At 75.3% G+C, this 15293-nt stretch carries 13 protein-coding genes; 8 read left to right on the top strand and 5 right to left on the bottom strand.

All coding sequences use genetic code 11. The features are described from left to right. Window positions 1-140: 140 nt before the first annotated feature. Window positions 141-785 carry a DUF1275 family protein gene (locus CLV72_RS04705; protein ID WP_170140871.1) on the bottom strand — a complete coding sequence of 215 codons (645 nt, stop codon included), beginning with the start codon at window positions 783-785 and terminating at the stop codon, window positions 141-143. Between the two features lie 190 nt (window positions 786-975). Here CLV72_RS04705 and CLV72_RS04700 point away from each other — a divergent pair, with 190 nt between their 5' ends. Then, complete coding sequence (locus tag CLV72_RS04700) at window positions 976-2058, top strand: sodium:calcium antiporter (protein WP_106239758.1); 1083 nt, start codon at window positions 976-978, stop codon at window positions 2056-2058. Window positions 2059-2075: 17 nt separating this feature from the next. Here CLV72_RS04700 and CLV72_RS04695 read toward each other — a convergent pair whose 3' ends face one another. Next, window positions 2076-2615, bottom strand: coding sequence for a hypothetical protein (locus CLV72_RS04695; RefSeq protein ID WP_106239755.1), 540 nt, complete (start codon window positions 2613-2615; stop codon window positions 2076-2078). Window positions 2616-3083: 468 nt separating this feature from the next. Here CLV72_RS04695 and CLV72_RS04690 point away from each other — a divergent pair, with 468 nt between their 5' ends. The 7 genes from CLV72_RS04690 to CLV72_RS04660 all read left to right on the top strand — a co-directional run bounded on the left by CLV72_RS04690 (window position 3084) and on the right by CLV72_RS04660 (window position 12045). Next, window positions 3084-4088, top strand: a complete 1005-nt coding sequence (locus CLV72_RS04690; protein WP_211302755.1) for a sensor histidine kinase — start codon at window positions 3084-3086, stop codon at window positions 4086-4088. Continuing rightward, entirely contained in the window at window positions 4085-4894 is an 810-nt protein-coding gene (locus tag CLV72_RS04685; RefSeq protein WP_106239749.1) for a LytR/AlgR family response regulator transcription factor, read from the top strand. Before CLV72_RS04690 ends, CLV72_RS04685 begins: the two co-directional genes overlap by 4 nt. Before the next feature lie 29 nt (window positions 4895-4923). Then, complete coding sequence (locus CLV72_RS04680) at window positions 4924-5244, top strand: hypothetical protein (protein WP_245929860.1); 321 nt, start codon at window positions 4924-4926, stop codon at window positions 5242-5244. Beyond that, window positions 5244-6941 carry a sodium/solute symporter gene (locus CLV72_RS04675; protein WP_106239742.1) on the top strand — a complete coding sequence of 566 codons (1698 nt, stop codon included), beginning with the start codon at window positions 5244-5246 and terminating at the stop codon, window positions 6939-6941. Before CLV72_RS04680 ends, CLV72_RS04675 begins: the two co-directional genes overlap by 1 nt. Before the next feature lie 687 nt (window positions 6942-7628). After that, a complete protein-coding gene (locus tag CLV72_RS04670) occupies window positions 7629-7973 on the top strand; it encodes a DUF485 domain-containing protein (RefSeq protein WP_106239738.1) in 345 nt (114 codons plus the stop codon). Next, window positions 7973-9592, top strand: a complete 1620-nt coding sequence (locus tag CLV72_RS04665; protein WP_106239735.1) for a solute symporter family protein — start codon at window positions 7973-7975, stop codon at window positions 9590-9592. Before CLV72_RS04670 ends, CLV72_RS04665 begins: the two co-directional genes overlap by 1 nt. A gap of 206 nt (window positions 9593-9798) precedes the next feature. Next, window positions 9799-12045 (top strand): polyprenyl synthetase family protein, encoded by a 2247-nt coding sequence (locus CLV72_RS04660; RefSeq protein WP_245929859.1) that lies wholly within the window; start codon window positions 9799-9801, stop codon window positions 12043-12045. A 79-nt stretch (window positions 12046-12124) separates the two neighbouring features. Here the strand turns inward: CLV72_RS04660 and CLV72_RS04655 are convergent, their stop codons facing one another. Genes CLV72_RS04655 through CLV72_RS04645 form a run of 3 tightly spaced genes read right to left on the bottom strand, consistent with a single transcriptional unit; the run spans window position 12125 to window position 15108 of the window. Then, window positions 12125-13486, bottom strand: coding sequence for an MFS transporter (locus CLV72_RS04655; RefSeq protein ID WP_106239730.1), 1362 nt, complete (start codon window positions 13484-13486; stop codon window positions 12125-12127). A 60-nt stretch (window positions 13487-13546) separates the two neighbouring features. Then, window positions 13547-14017 carry an RpiB/LacA/LacB family sugar-phosphate isomerase gene (locus tag CLV72_RS04650; RefSeq protein WP_106239726.1) on the bottom strand — a complete coding sequence of 157 codons (471 nt, stop codon included), beginning with the start codon at window positions 14015-14017 and terminating at the stop codon, window positions 13547-13549. Further along, window positions 14014-15108 carry a LacI family DNA-binding transcriptional regulator gene (locus tag CLV72_RS04645; RefSeq protein WP_211302694.1) on the bottom strand — a complete coding sequence of 365 codons (1095 nt, stop codon included), beginning with the start codon at window positions 15106-15108 and terminating at the stop codon, window positions 14014-14016. The genes CLV72_RS04650 and CLV72_RS04645 overlap by 4 nt, the downstream gene beginning before the upstream one ends. Between the last annotated feature and the right edge of the window lie 185 nt (window positions 15109-15293).

Raw genomic sequence — 15293 nt, 5'->3', positions numbered from 1 at the left:
GTTCTCTAACTAGATTTCCGGCCAATTCGCCATGTTCTCCGCATTCGTCCCGCCGACCACGCCGGACGCGAATTCCCCACTCAACCGCCCGGTAGCGCATCCGCTCCGGCCCACCCGTTTCCGCCGCGGCGCCCGGCCCCTCAGCGACGGCGCACCACCCGGCACAGCAGCGCCGCCACCGCGCAGGCCAGCGGGACGGCCGGAGCGGCCGCGGGCAGCACGTCCAGGGCCAGGGTGGCGGCGACGGCGCCCAGCAGCAGCGCGCCCAGCCGGGCCAGCGGCGCCAGCGTGGCGGCGGCCGGGCCGCCATTGGCCAGCTCCGAGAGCGCGGCGGTGAAGGTGCCGGTCAGATAGGTGGTCGAGCTGCCCAGGGTACGGGCGACCACGCTCTGGCCGCCCATGGCCGCGGCCGCCGCGGCCAGCAGGGCCAGCTGCTCCGCCAGGCCGTCCGGCCGCCCGCCCACCAGCGCCCAGGCGGCCGCGAACGCGGCCAGCACCGCGGTCTCCGCCGCCATCGCCCCGGTGAGGTGGCGCACCGGGCCGCCGCCGCGCGGCCCGACCAGCCGGGCCCAGGCCACCACCCCCGCGCCGAAGCCCGCCACGGCGACGGCGGCGGTGGCCGCCGTCCGCCAGGCCGCCGTACCGAGGCCGTGGGCGACGTGGATGAGGTCGCCGGTGATGATGCCGGCGAACACCCCGCCGAGCACGACGACGGAGAGCAGGTCCACTCCCCCGGCGCAGCCGGTGAGCAGGAGCAGCACCGCCAGGGTGCGCCGGTGCCTCATCGGCCGCCCCGCCTCCTCGGCCTTCACCGCGCCTCCAGGGGATCGCCGCGTCCGACACATCCATGATCACGCACTGTGCCGGCCGGCGCCCCGCGCGGCGCGGGCCGCGTGTCGGCGGCCGAAACACCGGATTGGACCCGGAGTGTCCGGGTAGCCGTCGCCCCGGTGCCGAGCGGAAGGGAACGGGAGCGTGCTGGAATCGCTGGGAGCGGCGGGGTCGCTGGGCTGGGGCGTCGCCGTCTTCCTGCTCGCCGCCGCCGTCACGGTGCTGGGCAGTGTCCGGATGGCCGCGCTCGGCGATGTGCTGGCCGACCGCACCGGGTGGGGCGAGGCGGTGTTCGGCGCCGTCTTCTTCGGCCTGGCGACCTCCCTGTCCGGGATCGTGATGACCGCCGTCAGCGCGGCGTCGGACGAGCCTGGGCTCGCCTACGGCAACGCGGTGGGCGGCATCGCCGCCCAGACGCTCGCCCTGGCCGCCGCGGACTTCTTCTACCGGCGCGCCAACCTGGAGCACGCCGCCGCCTCCGCCGCCAACCTGCTCTTCGGCTGCCTGCTGATCGGGCTGCTCGCGCTGGCGCTGCTCGCGGCCTTCGGGCCCGACGTGACGCTCTTGGGCGTCCATCCCGCTTCGGCGGCGATGGTCGCCTTCTACCTGGGCGGCCTCCGGCTGATCAGGGACAAGAGCGAGCTGCCGATGTGGCGGGCGGTGGAGACCGCGGAGACCGTGGTCGACACCCCCGACGAGGCGTCCGGCGGCCCCGACGGGGACCGCGGCGGCGCGGCCGCCGGGGACCGCGTGGCCCAGCACCGCACCGGTGCGCTGTGGGCGCGGTTCGCCGCGATCGGCCTGTTCGTGGCGGCGGGCGGCTGGGCCGTCGCCGAGGCGGCCGCCGCGATCATGGCGGCCACCGGCCTGAGCGCCGGCTTCGTGGGAGCCGTGCTGATGGGCCTGGTCAACGCGCTGCCGGAGACGGTCACCGCCATCGCCGCCGTCCGCCGGGGCGCGATGACCCTGGCCGTGGCCGCCGTCATCGGCGGCAACAGCCTCGACGTGCTCAACCTGGTCGTCGGCGACGTGTTCTACCGGGCCGGGTCGCTCTTCCACGCACCCGGCCCCGACGAGCTGTTCCTCACCGCCGGCGCCCTGCTGATGACCACGATCCTGCTCGGCGGCCTGCTCATCCGGCAGACCCGCGGCTGGGGCCGGATCGGCTTCGAGGGCGTGCTGCTGATCGCCGTCTACCTCGGCATCGTGTCGGTGCTGGCCTTCTAGCGCCCCGGCGGCGGCCGTCAGCGCACCCAGCCGGTGTAGCGCTGCCTGCCGCGCCCGCCCAGGGCCCCGTCGCGGGGCCGGGCCCGCTGCTCGGGTTCGAGGGCGGCCGCGACCGCGCGCACCAGCCAGGCGTTGACCGACAGCCCCTCGCGGCCCGCCGCCTCCTCGATGCGCGGCTTGAGGTGGTCGGGCACCCGCAGCGAGATCCGGGAGGTGCCGCCGGTGTCATCGGCCTCCGGCGGCGGCGGGGGCGGTGCCGGCGGCGCCATGCCGCCGATGCCGCCGCGCTCGTCGGGCTCGCCGAAGGACGGTTCGGGCGGCGGTGTGACGACGAAGGCGGGGTCGCGGCCGCGCAGGCGGACGTCGACCGAGCCGGGGGCCAGCTCGCCGGTGATCTCGGCGGCCGCGGCCGACAGGGCTTCCAGCAGCGCCAGCCGGGCGGCGGACTCCAGCGGGGCGGTCAGCCGCTCGGCCAGCTCCCGCGCGTCCACTCCGCCCACCTCGGCGGCCACCGCGAGTTCGCGGCGTAGGTGGTCGACGTACGGCTCCAGGTTCATGGCTCCACCATGACACCATGGCGGGCGCCGCGACACCACGGACGGCGCCGCGGCACCCGCGGCACGGCGGAAAGTTCCGCCGGGAGCCGGTTCCCCGCCGCGCCGGGGCGGCCGGGCGCCCACCGCGCCCGCCCGGCACCGCGCCGCGCACGGAGGCGCGGCGCGGCGGAGGTACCGACTTCGGGCGCGTGTGATGTGCGATACCCCTGCGGACGACCGTAAGATCTGACGGACCACCACATCAGGGGACGAGCGCCCACCAGTACGCCTCGCGCGGCAGACGGCGCCGCGAGCGGGACGAACGGTCGACGAGCGTCCGCTCCCACCGACGGTCCTCGGGGGCCCGTCGGCGATCCGACCACCGACCGATGCCGCGCGCCGCTGGAACCGCCCATGGACCCGTCCCCCGTCCGCCCGCCGCACCGCACCGCGGCGCGGCCGTGGGCCGTCCGGCCCCGGCCCGACGCCATGGCGGCGCTGAGCGCGGCGCGCGGTGTGGTCGGCGACCTGCGCGACGGCCTGGCCGGCTCGGGCGCCCGCCGGGCGGCCCGCCGGATGCGGCGGCTGCTCGGCGCCCGCGGCCTCGCCCTGGCCGACCTGGCCGGCTCGCTCGCCTGGGCCGGCCGGCCCGCGGGCGACACCGAGGTCAAGGCGCTGATCGACGCCGTGCTGCACGCCGAGGCGGCGAGCGGCCGCCCGCCGCTGGTGGCCGAGCCGCTGTTCGCCAACGGCGAGCTGGCCGGCGCGCTGGTGGTGGCCGGCCCGGTCCGCCCGGCCTCGGTGCGCAAGGCCGCCGCCTGGGTGGCCGACGCCCTGGACCGCTGCCGGCTGGAGACCTCCGCCGAGCAGGCCGCCCAGGCCGAGCTGCGCGCGCTGCGCGCCGAGATCTCGCCGCACTTCGTCTACAACGCGCTGACCGTGATCTCCTCGCTGGTCGGCTCCGAGCCCGACCGCGCGCGCGAGCTGATGACCGACTTCGCCGACTACACCCGCTACAGCCTGGCCAGGCACGGCGACTACACCACCGTCTCCGAGGAGTTCCACGCGATCGAGACCTACCTGATCCTCCAGCGGGCCGTGCTCGGCGAGCGGCTGCGGGTGCAGGTGCGGGTGGCGCCCGAGGTGCTGGGCGTCGCAGTGCCCTACCTGGTGCTGCAGCCGCTGGTGGAGAACGCCATCCGGCACGGCGTGGAGGCCCGCGCCGGAGCGGGGCTGGTGCAGGTCTCCGGCGAGGCCGAGGGCAACGACTGCGTCATCTGCGTCGAGGACGACGGCGCCGGCATGGACCCCGCCAGGGCCAAGGCGATCCTGGCCGGCCGCGGCTCGCCCGACAGCGTGGGCCTGGCCAATGTCGACCGGCGGCTGCGCCACGTCTACGGCGCCTGGTACGGCCTGGTGGTCGAGACCGCGCCCGGAGCCGGCACCCGGGTGGTCGTGCGGGTGCCCCGCTTCCAGCCGGGGGTGATGCCGTGACGGCGGACCGCGGTACCGGGCTGCGGGTGCTGGCCGTCGACGACGTCCCGCTCGCCCTGGACGAGCTGTGCCGGCTGCTGCGCGACGCCCCCGAGGTGGCCGAGGTGGTCGCGGCCGGCGACCCCATCAGCGCGCTGCGCAGCATCCAGGCCGACCGCTTCGACGCCGTCTTCCTGGACATCTCCATGCCCGGCCTGGACGGCATCGAGATGGCGTCGCTGCTGGCCAAGCTGAGCGAGCCGCCGGTGGTCGTCTTCGTCACCGCCCACGAGGAGCACGCCCTGGCCGCCTACGGCCTGGGCGCCGTCGACTACCTGCTCAAGCCGGTCCGCGCCGACCGGCTGTCCACCGCGCTGGCCAAGGTCGCCCGGCTGGCCGCCGCCGGGCCGCCCGCCGCCCCCGCCGGCGGCGGCCAGCGGCCGCGCCGGGCGCCCGACGCCATGGCGGCCATCCGCGTCGACAACGGCGGCCGGATCCGCTACGTGCGCCGGAGCGACGTCCGCTTCGTGGAGGCCAGCGGCGACTACGTCCGGCTGCACACCCCCTCGGGGGTGCACCTGGTCCGGATGCCCATCTCCCGGCTGGAGGAGTACTGGACCGACGCCGGCTTCGCCCGGGTGCACCGCGGCTTCCTGGTGGCGCTCAGCGCCGTGCGCGAGCTGCGCAGCGACTCCGTCGGCGGGCTGCTCGCCCACACCGAGCTGGGCGACGTGCCCGTCAGCCGCCGGCACGCCCGCGAGCTGCGCGAGCAGCTGCTGCGGGCGGCGCAGCGCGGCGAGCTCGACCGCACCGAGCGGCGGCCCTGATGCCGCACCGCGCCAGGAGGGTGGCGGTGATGAGCCCGCAGAGCCGGCTCGCCCACGCCCGCGGCCGGCCGCGCGGGCGCTGGCGGATGCCCCCGCTGGACCCCGCCGACGCCGACCGCGCCGACCGCCTGTACCGGGCGCAGCTGGCCAGGGCGGTCCCCGCCCTGGTGCTGATCGTCGCCCTCCTGCTCGGCCTGCCCGCCGTGTTCGCGCTCTGGCCGCACCTGGACGACCTGCGGCTGCTCGGCGTCCCGGTGTCCTGGCTGATGCTGGCCGCGCTGCCCTACCCGGCGATGGCGCTGCTGGCCCGCTGGCAGCTGCGCCGGGCCGAGCGGGTCGAGGAGCGCTGATGGGCCCGCTGCTCGCGGTCGCCCTGCTGGTCCTCGGCACCCTGCTGATCGGGCTGCGCGGGGTGGCGGCCATGCGCACCAGCTCCGACTTCCTGGTCGCCTCGCGGCGGGTGTCGCCGCTGCTGAACTCGGCGGCCGTCTCCGGGGAGTACCTGTCGGCCGCCTCCTTCCTGGGCGTGGCCGGCCTGGTGGTCAAGGACGGCATGGGCGCGCTGTGGTACCCGGTGGGCTTCACCGCCGGCTACATCGCCATGCTCATCCTGGTGGCGGCGCCGATGCGCCGCTCGGGCGCGCTCACCCCGCCCGACTTCGCCGAGGCGCGGCTGGCCTCCCCCGCGCTGCGGCGGCTGTGCGCCGTGGTGGTGCTGGTGATCGGCGCGCTGTACGCGGTGCCGCAGTTCCGCACCGCCGGGCTGGTGCTGAGCGCGGTGAGCGCCTACCCGTACTGGGTGGGCGTGCTGGTGGCGGGCGCGGTCGTCAGCGTCACCCTGGTGCTGGGCGGGATGCGCGCCGCCACCTACGTGCAGGCCTTCCAGTTCTGCCTCAAGCTGCTGCTGTTCATCGTGCCCGCCGTCTGGCTGGTGGTGCAGGCCGGCCCCGAGGTGCGCCACGACGCGGTGAACCCGGTGGCCTTCACCCACTTCACCCGGGAGACCCCGGTCTCCTTCCAAGTCGACGTCACCCTGCGCGTCGCCGAGCCCGTGCGGGTCGAGACCCCCGGCGGGGGCGCCGCGCTGCTGCCGGGCGAGCACCGCATCGACGCCGGCCGCACGCTCGTCTTCCCCGAGGGCGCCCGGGTGCCCGAGGTGCGCGGCGACGAGCCGCTGAACGGCGCGGAGTGGCGGCGGCCGCTGCTGGACCTGGAGGACTCCGGCCACCCGCTGCTGGGCACCTGGGGGGTGCTGCTGGCGACCGCGCTCGGCACGATGGGGCTGCCGCACATCCTGATGCGCTTCCACACCAGCCCCGACGGCCGCGCCGCGCGGCGCACCGCCGCCGTCACCGTCGTACTGCTGGGCGTCTTCTACCTGTTCCCCGGCGTGTACGGGGCGCTGGGCCGGGTGCTGGTGCCGGAACTGTACCTGTCGCACGCCACCGACACCGTCGTGGTCGCGCTGCCCGCGCAGGTCGACACCGGCTGGCCGGGCTCGCTGTTCACCGCGCTGCTGACCATGGGCGCCTTCGCCGCCTTCCTCGCCACCTCGCTGGGCCTGCTGCTGGTGATGTCCGGCGCGATCGCGCACGACCTGCTGCCCGGCGGGCTGCGGCGGCTGCGGATCACGGTGGTGCTGGTGGCCGCCGGTACCGTGCTGCTCGCGCTGCCCGCCACCTCCGTCGACGCGGGAGTCCTGGTGACCTGGGGCTTCACCGTCGCCGCCTCCACCTTCTGCCCGCTGCTCGTCCTGGGCATCTGGTGGCCGCGGCTGACCGCGGCCGGCGCCCTCACCGGCGTGGTGACCGGCCTGCTCACCACCTCGGGCGCGATCGTCGCCGCCCTGTTCGGCCCGCCCCTGAGCGGCCTGACCGGCCTCCTCGTCACCCAGCCCGCCCCATGGACGGTCCCGCTCGCCTTCACCGCCATGGTCGCCATCTCCCTGCGCGGCCGCCCGGCCCCGTGGTCCCGCGCGGCCATGCTCCGCCTCCACCTGGACGAGGCGCGCCTTCGCCCACCCCCCAGCCAGAACCGCCCCCGCTAGACCGCCGCCCGAAACGTCGAACCACCCGTCCAAGCACAGGCCAGCCCACCCCAGAAGAACCACCCGCGCCGTAGGCGCGCCTGCAGGACTCGCCCTCGCCGCCAGGCGTCCCGCGCCCGAAGGGCGGTAGAGCGGGGGTCGAAACTCGCCCTCGCCGCCAGGCGTCCCGCGCCCGAAGGGCGGTAGAGCGGGGGTCGAAACTCGCCCTCGCCGCCAGGCGTCCCGCGCCCGAAGGGCGGTAGAGCGGGGGTCGAAACTCGCCCTCGCCGCCAGGCGTCCCGCGCCCGAAGGGCGGTAGAGCGGGGGTCGAAACTCGCCCTCGCCGCCAGGCGTCCCGCGCCCGAAGGGCGGTAGAGCGGGGGTCGAAACTCGCCGCGCCGAATGGCGCCTCCCGCGCCCGAAGGGCGGTAGAGCGGGGGTCGAAACTCGCCGCGCCGCCAACGACAGAGCCCAGGCCGCGACCACTCACCGGCTCTCAACGGCAGAGCAGGGCCGCGACCGCTGAACGCGCCCGACCGACCGTACGTCGACCGTTCGTCGCGCGACGCGTCGTTCGGTCGGCGGGACCTTCTCGGCGGCGGCTCCGCCTTCTTAACGTGGCGCGGGACACATGTGTCCCACGCCACATCCGTACGGGTCGCGGGGGAGAGTGATCCCGATGACGTCGACGCCACGAGAGAGACAGGGATGACTGACACCGAACGAGACAGCGGCGGCCTGCCGCCGGACTACGACTGGGAGAGGATGCAGGCGAGCCCCGACTTCATCCAGCTGCGCCGCCGCCTGCGGGTCTTCGTCTTCCCGATGACGGCCTTCTTCCTCGCCTGGTACCTGCTGTACGTCCTGCTCGCCGACTACGCGCACGACTTCATGGCGATCCCGGTCGTCGGCAACATCAACATCGGCCTGGTCTTCGGGCTGCTCCAGTTCGTGTCGACGTTCGTGATCACCGGTCTGTACGTGCGCTACGCCGGGCGCCGCCTCGACCCGCTCGCCGACAAGATCCGCGACGACATCGAGAAGGGGGCCTGATGGAAGCCGTGACACTGGCCGCGGAGAGCCTGGACCAGATCAACCCGCTGCTCAACATCGGCATCTTCGGGCTGTTCGTCGCCATCACCCTGGTGATCGTGCTGCGGGCCAGCCGCAACACCAAGACCGCCGCCGACTACTACGCGGCCGGGCGCGCGTTCAGCGGTCCGCAGAACGGCATCGCGATCGCGGGCGACTACCTGTCGGCCGCGTCCTTCCTGGGCATCTGCGGCGCCATCGCGATCTACGGCTACGACGGCTTCCTGTACTCCATCGGCTTCCTGGTGGCCTGGCTGGTGGCGCTGCTGCTCGTCGCCGAACTGCTGCGCAACACCGGTAAGTACACGATGGGCGACGTGCTCGCCTTCCGGATGCGGCAGCGCCCGGTCCGGGCGGCGGCGGCGATCTCGACCCTCGCCGTGTCCTTCTTCTACCTGCTGGCGCAGATGGCGGGCGGCGGCGGCCTGGTCAACCTGCTGCTGGGCATCGAGGGCCCGGTCGGCCAGTCCGTCGTGATCGCGGTCGTCGGCGTCGTCATGATCGTCTACGTGATGATCGGCGGGATGAAGGGCACCACCTGGGTGCAGATCATCAAGGCGGTGCTGCTGATCGCGGCCGCGTTCGTGATGACGCTGTGGGTGCTCGGCCTGCACGGCTTCAACCTGTCGGAGCTGCTGGGCGCGGCCGCCGCCCGCGAGGACGGCGCCGGGGCGGCCGTGCTGGCGCCGGGCGCGCAGTACGGCGCCACCGAGATCAGCCGGCTGAACTTCCTGTCGCTGGGCATCGCGCTGGTGCTGGGCACGGCGGGCCTGCCGCACGTGCTGATGCGCTTCTACACGGTGCCCACCGCCAAGGAGGCGCGCAAGTCGGTGGTGTGGGCGATCGTGCTGATCGGCCTGTTCTACCTGTTCACCCTGGTGCTGGGCTACGGCGCCGGAGCGCTGGTCGGACCGGAGGCCATCCAGGCGGCACCGGGCGCGGCGAACTCGGCCGCTCCGCTGCTCGCGCTCGAACTGGGCGGGCCGGTGCTGCTCGGCTTCATCGCCGCGGTGGCCTTCGCGACGATCCTGGCGGTGGTGGCGGGCCTGACCATCACCGCCTCGGCCTCCTTCGCCCACGACGTGTACGCGAACGTCATCAAGAAGGGCGAGGTGTCCGACAAGAACGCCGAGGTGCGGGTGGCCCGGATCACCGCCGTGGTGATCGGCGCCGCCGCGATCCTGGGCGGCATCCTGGCCCGCGACCAGAACGTCGCCTTCCTGGTCGCGCTGGCCTTCGCGGTGGCGGCCTCGGCCAACCTGCCGACGATCCTGTACTCGCTGTTCTGGAAGCGCTTCAACACCTCGGGCGCGCTGTGGAGCATCTACGGCGGCCTGATCGTCACCATCACCCTCATCGTCTTCTCCCCCGCCGTCTCCGGGGGAGAGCGCTCGATGATCCCCGAGGCCGACTTCGCCCTGTTCCCGCTGGAGAACCCCGGCCTGGTCTCGATCCCGGTCTCGTTCTTCCTGGGCTGGCTCGGCACGGTCCTGTCCAAGGAGCACAACGCCAAGAAGCAGGCCGAGATGGAGGTGCGCTCGCTGACCGGCGCAGGCTCGGAGAAGGCCATCGTGCACTAGCGGCCCGTCCCCGAACCGCCGCCCCGGGCGCCCCCCTCTCCGCGCCCGGGGCGGTCCGTCGTCCTGCGGCCCCGGTCCGCGCCCGCCCGCCGATCGCTGAACCGCCGGACGGCAACGCTTACCGACAGTCATATCACTGCTACTGTCTGTCGATGTCGCGGACGGCGCACCGGGAGACCGCCCGCTCGGAGAGAGGCAGGTTGCCGGTGGACGTGTCGGACGCGCGGTGGCACGGCACCGCGCCGCACAGCTCGGCCCCCGACCCGGGCGCCGGCGACCTCCCTGGGCCCGACCGCGCCGCCGAGCACTGGTGGTTCACCGCCCGGCTGGACGGCGACGGCGACGACCGCACCGGCCTGGCCTTCTGCTTCAGCCGCCACCGCGGCCCCGGCGCCGGCGGCGCGCCGGTGGCGGCGCACGCCGTGCGCTGGTCGTGCGCCGATCCGCGCACCGGGCGCATGAACGGGGAGTCCTGGCTGGACTCCGGTTGCGTCGAGCTGGCCAGGGCGGCCGCCGAGTGCGACCAGGCCGTCGACCCCCGGGTGCGCACCGCCCTGGTCGAGGCGCTGTCGCGGGGGCGCCCGCCGCTGCCCGACCGGGCGCTGCCCCGCCCGGCCCGGGTCGCCGAGGACCGGCTCGACCTGGACTACGGCGGCGTCGCCGCGCTGCGCAAGGACGGCGAGAGCTACCTGGCCACGGCCGAGGGCGCGGGCGGCGGCTTCGCGCTGCGGCTGCGCCCGGCCAAGCCCGCCCTGCCCCGGCCCGAGGCGGCGGACCCGTCCGCGGCCGACGGCGCCACCGGCTACTGCCTGCCGCGGCTGGCCGTCGAGGGCACCGTCCGCCTCGGCGGCGAGGCCCGGGCCGTGCGCGGCACCGGCTGGTACGAGCACTCCATGGCCGGCGGGGCGGGCGGCGCGCTCGCCGGACCCGACGCCTGGCGGCCGGCCGCCAGGACCCAGGTCGCGCTCCGGCTCGACAACGGCTGGGAGCTGTCGGCCGCCCGCGCCGACCGCCCCGGCACCGACGCGGGGGGCTGCGGCGACGCGGTGCTGTGCTCACCGGAGGGCGACCGGGTCGCGGTGCCGGTGCGGCTGGCCGGCTCGCGGCCGTGGACCTCCGTCGCCACCCTCAACTCCTACGACACCGCCTGGCGCCTGGAGGTGGCCGAGCTGGGGCTGAGCCTGCGGGTGCGGACCTGGTTCCCCGAGCAGGAGATCAGGTCCCTGCTGTTCTCGCCCGGGATGCTGGAGGCCCACGTCCGCGCCGAGGGCGCCATGGCCGGGCGGCCGGTGCGCGGCGAAGGCGTGCTGCGGGTGCTGCCCGACAACCGCGTCGACGACTTCGAACGGCACATCACCCGGGTCCGCGAGGTCACCCTGGCCGAGATCCGCCGGCTGCACCCCGATGCGCCCGAGCCGGCCGCCCTGGCCGCGCTGTCCGGGCTGGACGGCGCCGAGGACTTCGAGCCGCTGCTGGCCGAGGACATGCACCGCTCGCTGGTGCGGCCGATGCGGCACGCCGTCGACGGCCTGGGCCGCAGCTGGCGCTCCTACGTCGCCACCGCCGCCCTGGAGCTGTTCGGGGTGAGCAGCGAGCCGTACCGCGCGCTGCTGGCCGCCACCGAGCTGCTGCACACCGGCTGCCTGGTCATCGACGACATCGAGGACCGCTCCGAGCTGCGCCGCGGCCGGCCGGCCGCGCACACCGTCTACGGCGAGGCGGCCGCCGTCAACTCGGCGACCGCCGCCTACTTCGTCTTCGACCAGGTGATGCGGCGGGTGCTGCCCGACGACGACCGGCTGGGCCTGCGCGTCTACCAGACCTACCTGCGCGCGCTGCGGGCCGGGCACGCCGGGCAGGCCGTCGACATCGCCGGGCACCGCGCCGCGATGGACGCCGCCGTGGCGGCCGGCGACGCCGAGCCGGTGCTGCGCCGGGTACGGGCGGCGCACCGGTTGAAGACCGCCGCCCCGGTGCGCGGCGTCGCCGAGGTCGGCGCGCTGATCGCCGGGGCCGACGACGAGCGGGTGGCCGCCCTGGGCGACTACTTCGAGGCGGTGGGCCTGGCCTACCAGATCAGCGACGACGTGATCGACCTGCGCGGCGTCACCGTCGGCTCCGGCGCGGGCGCGGCGCGGGCGACCAAGCTGCGCGCCGAGGACCTGCGGGCCGGCAAGGTCACCATGCCGCTGGCCCACGCCGTCGCCCTGCTGCCCGCCGAGCGGATGCGCCCGCTGTGGGAGACCGTGCGCGGCGGCGCGGCCGACGAGGCCGCCGTCGCCTCCGCCGCCGAGTCGCTGCACGCCTGCGGCGCCGTCCGCGCCTGCCAGGAGGAGGCCCGCGAACTGGTCGACCGCGCCTGGAAACCGCTCCAGGACCTGCTCCCGTGCAGCCACCACGCGATCATGATCCGCGCCCTGGGCCGCTACGCCGCCCGCCGCGAACGCGAGTGAGCCGCCCCGGCCGGCGCCCGCGGCCCCGGATCAGGCAGAGCGCCGCCGCCCCCGCGGCGGCGCTCGGACGGGCCGGCGGTCAGGCGGTGGTGCCGGCCGGGCGGGTTCCGGTGGCCGGGGCGGTGCCGGCGACGATGGCGTCGACCTCGGCGCGCTGGGCCGGGCCCCAGGTCTCGCGGGTGGCGAGCACGCCGGAGATGCCGACGATGCCGATGACCACGTAGAAGCCGGCCGCGCCGGGCCAGCCGAAGGCGCCGACCAGCAGCACGGCGAGGAAGGGCGCGAAGCCGGCCAGCGAGGCCGCCACCTGGTAGCCGATCGAGGCGCCCGAGGTGCGGGTGTTGGCCCGGAACAGCTCGGCGAACCAGGCGCCCTGCGTGCCGGTGAGCGCGGCGTGGATGACGCCGATGCCGACGCCGAAGACCAGCATCAGCGCGAGCGGGCTACCGGTGTTGGCCAGCAGGTACATCGGGAAGCCGAAGGCGATCGCCATCAGGCAGCCGACCAGGTAGACGCGGCGCCGCCCGACGCGGTCGGTCAGCCAGCCGGCGAAGACGGTCACCGCGACCGCGAGGAGGCTGGCCGCGACCAGGCCGGTGAGCGCGTCGGCCCGGGCGGCGGGGTCGCGCTCGGTGACGTAGTTGAGCAGGTAGGTGGCGGTGAGGTAGTAGGCGCAGGACTCCACCACGCGCAGCGCGATGATCCGCAGGATGTTGCGCCAGTCGCGGCGCAGCACGGTGAGGAAGGGGTTCTTGACCAGCTGGCCGCGCGCCTTGGTCTCCTCGAACTCCGGCGACTCGCTCAGCTTCAGCCGCACGATCAGGCCGACCACGATGAGCACGGCGCTGGCCAGGAACGGCAGCCGCCAGGCCCAGTCTCCCTCCAGCGCGGCCGAGGCGAGGAAGGCGACATTGGCCAGGGCGATGCCCAGCGGGTTGCCCGCCTGCGGGATCGCGGCGAACAGGCCGCGCCGCCGCCAGGGCGCGTGCTCGAAGGCCATCATCACGGCGCCGCCCCACTCCGCGCCGAAGGCCAGGCCCTGGATCATCCGGATCAGCACCAGCAGCACCGGCGCCAGCACGCCGACCTGCGCGTAGGTGGGCAGCACGCCGATCAGCATGGTGGCGACGCCCATCACCAGCAGCGCGGCGACCAGCACCGGTCTGCGGCCGAAGCGGTCGCCGAGGTGCCCGCCGAGCGCGCCGCCGACCGGGCGCATCAGGAAGCCGACGCCGAGGGTGGCGAAGGAGGCGAGCGTGCCGACGACCGGGTCGAACTCGGGGAAGAAGGCGTCGTCGAAGTAGAGGGCGGCGGCGGTGCCGTAGGCGATGAAGTCGTAGTTCTCGACGCAGGTGCCTGCGGCCGAGGCCATCGCGGTCTTGACCTTGCCCGGTGAACCGTGCGCTGCCCGCTGCCGGATGCCGGGATCGTCCGCGGTCATGGGGGTGTCTCCTTGGGGTGGGGGGTGGGGACGGGTGCGTCGGGGTGGGGGACGGCGGGCTCAGCCGCCCTCGGTCAGCTCGCGGGCGGTGCGCAGCTCCAGCTCGCGCAGCTTGGCGACCCGGCGGACGGTGTCGTCGTCATCGTCGAAGCGGGCGTTGAGGAAGGACTCCAGCACCTCGGCGGCGGTGGCCGGGCCGATCAGCCAGGCGCCCATCGCGATCGCGTTGGCGTCGTCGTGCTCGACGCTCTGGTGCGCCGAGTAGACGTCGTGGCCCAGCGCGCAGCGGATCCCGGCGATCTTGTTCGCGGCCATCACGGCGCCGACGCCGGTGCCGCAGACCAGCACGGCCCGGTCGGCCTCGCCCTTGCGGACGGCGTCGCAGGTGGCGAAGGTGATGTCGGGGAAGTCGACGGGCTCGTCGCTGTCGGTGCCCCGGTCCACCACCTCGTGCCCGAGGCGGCGCAGCACCTCGGCGACGTGCCGCTTGAGCGGGTATCCGGCGTGGTCGTTGCCCAGTGCGATTCTCACGGTCGGCCTTTCGACGGGGACGGCGGCTTCGGTGCGGGTGCGGGTGCGGGTGCGGCGGGGGCGGGGCCCTGGGCCGGGACGGGTTCCGGAGCGGGCTCGGGCGCGGCGCCGGAGGAGGAGCGGCGGACGATCAGCCGGGTCGGCAGCACGACGGACTCGGGGGTGCGGCCGCCGATCACGTCGAAGAGCAGCCGCACCGCGGCCCGCCCCATCGCGGCGGCGTCCTGCGCCACCACCGACAGCGGCGGGTCCAGCTCCGACAGCCACTCCACGTCGTCGAAGGCGACGAGGTCCACGTCGGTGCCGATCCGCACCCGGCGGCGGCGCAGCGCGGTCAGCGCGCCGATGGCCATCGGGCTGTCGGCGATCAGCAGCGCGGTGGGCGGGCGCGGGACCGACATCAGCGCGTCGGCGCAGCGCCCGCCGCTGGCCGACATGAAGTCGCCGTGCGCGATCAGCGCGGGGTCGGGGTCCAGGCCGTGCTCGGCGATGGCGCGCACGAAGGCGTCCGCGCGCAGCCGCCCGGTGGAGATCGAGGTGGGGCCGCCGATGTAGCCGATCCTGGTATGGCCGCGCCGGGCGAGGTGGGCGACGGCCTCGCGGGTGCCGGAGTCGTTGTCGGCGGTCACGCTGGGCACCTCGAAGCCCTCGACGGTGCGGTCCACGAAGACCAGCGGCACGCCGCGCTCGACCAGGGAGGCGAGGTCACCGCCGCCGGCGCCCTGCGGGGCGGCGATGACGCCGTCGACCCGCTGGAACAGGAAGGTCTCCAGGTAGGTGTCCTGCTGGCGGGTGTCCTCGTTGGCATTGGCCAGCAGGGTGACGTAGCCGGCGGCCAGCGCGGCCTGCTCGGCGGCGTGCGCCACGTCGGCGAAGAAGGGGTTGCGCACGTCGGACACCAGCAGCCCGATGGTGTGGGTGCGGGTCGAGCGCAGCGACCTGGCCTGGGCGTTGGGCCGGTAGCCCAGCCGCCGGGCGGCCGCGGTGACCCGCTCGCGGGCCGCCGCCGAGGTGGCGGGGCTGCCCGACAGCACTCGGGAGGCCGTGCCCACCGACACCTGCGCCAGCGCGGCCACGTCCCTGATCGTCACGGTCCGGCCCACCGGCCCTCCGATCCAAGTCTCGACGTGCGCGGACACCGATGGAAAGCTTTCCATGGAAAGGTTTCCATGGAGGATGGACCCGGGCCGGCCGCCCCGTCAAGCCCATAGATGATCACGATTGCCGCGACCGGGCGGGCGCGGCCCGGCGCGGCGGACCCGCGCAGGCGCACCCC

Source organism: Allonocardiopsis opalescens, assembly GCF_003002095.1.
GTDB lineage: Bacteria > Actinomycetota > Actinomycetes > Streptosporangiales > Streptosporangiaceae > Allonocardiopsis > Allonocardiopsis opalescens.
The sequence above is the reverse complement of the archived record's forward strand: the minus strand, read 5'-3'. Positions and strand labels throughout refer to the sequence as shown.

What these genes read in the sequence shown, in the direction of transcription:
- CLV72_RS04705 (WP_170140871.1), bottom strand. Translation starts at nt 785, where the DNA reads ATGAGGCACCGGCGCACCCTGGCGGTGCTGCTCCTGCTCACCGGCTGC.
- CLV72_RS04695 (WP_106239755.1), bottom strand. Translation starts at nt 2,615, where the DNA reads ATGAACCTGGAGCCGTACGTCGACCACCTACGCCGCGAACTCGCGGTG.
- CLV72_RS04690 (WP_211302755.1), top strand. Translation starts at nt 3,084, where the DNA reads ATGGCGGCGCTGAGCGCGGCGCGCGGTGTGGTCGGCGACCTGCGCGAC.
- CLV72_RS04680 (WP_245929860.1), top strand. Translation starts at nt 4,924, where the DNA reads ATGAGCCCGCAGAGCCGGCTCGCCCACGCCCGCGGCCGGCCGCGCGGG.
- CLV72_RS04675 (WP_106239742.1), top strand. Translation starts at nt 5,244, where the DNA reads ATGGGCCCGCTGCTCGCGGTCGCCCTGCTGGTCCTCGGCACCCTGCTG.
- CLV72_RS04670 (WP_106239738.1), top strand. Translation starts at nt 7,629, where the DNA reads ATGACTGACACCGAACGAGACAGCGGCGGCCTGCCGCCGGACTACGAC.
- CLV72_RS04665 (WP_106239735.1), top strand. Translation starts at nt 7,973, where the DNA reads ATGGAAGCCGTGACACTGGCCGCGGAGAGCCTGGACCAGATCAACCCG.
- CLV72_RS04655 (WP_106239730.1), bottom strand. Translation starts at nt 13,486, where the DNA reads ATGACCGCGGACGATCCCGGCATCCGGCAGCGGGCAGCGCACGGTTCA.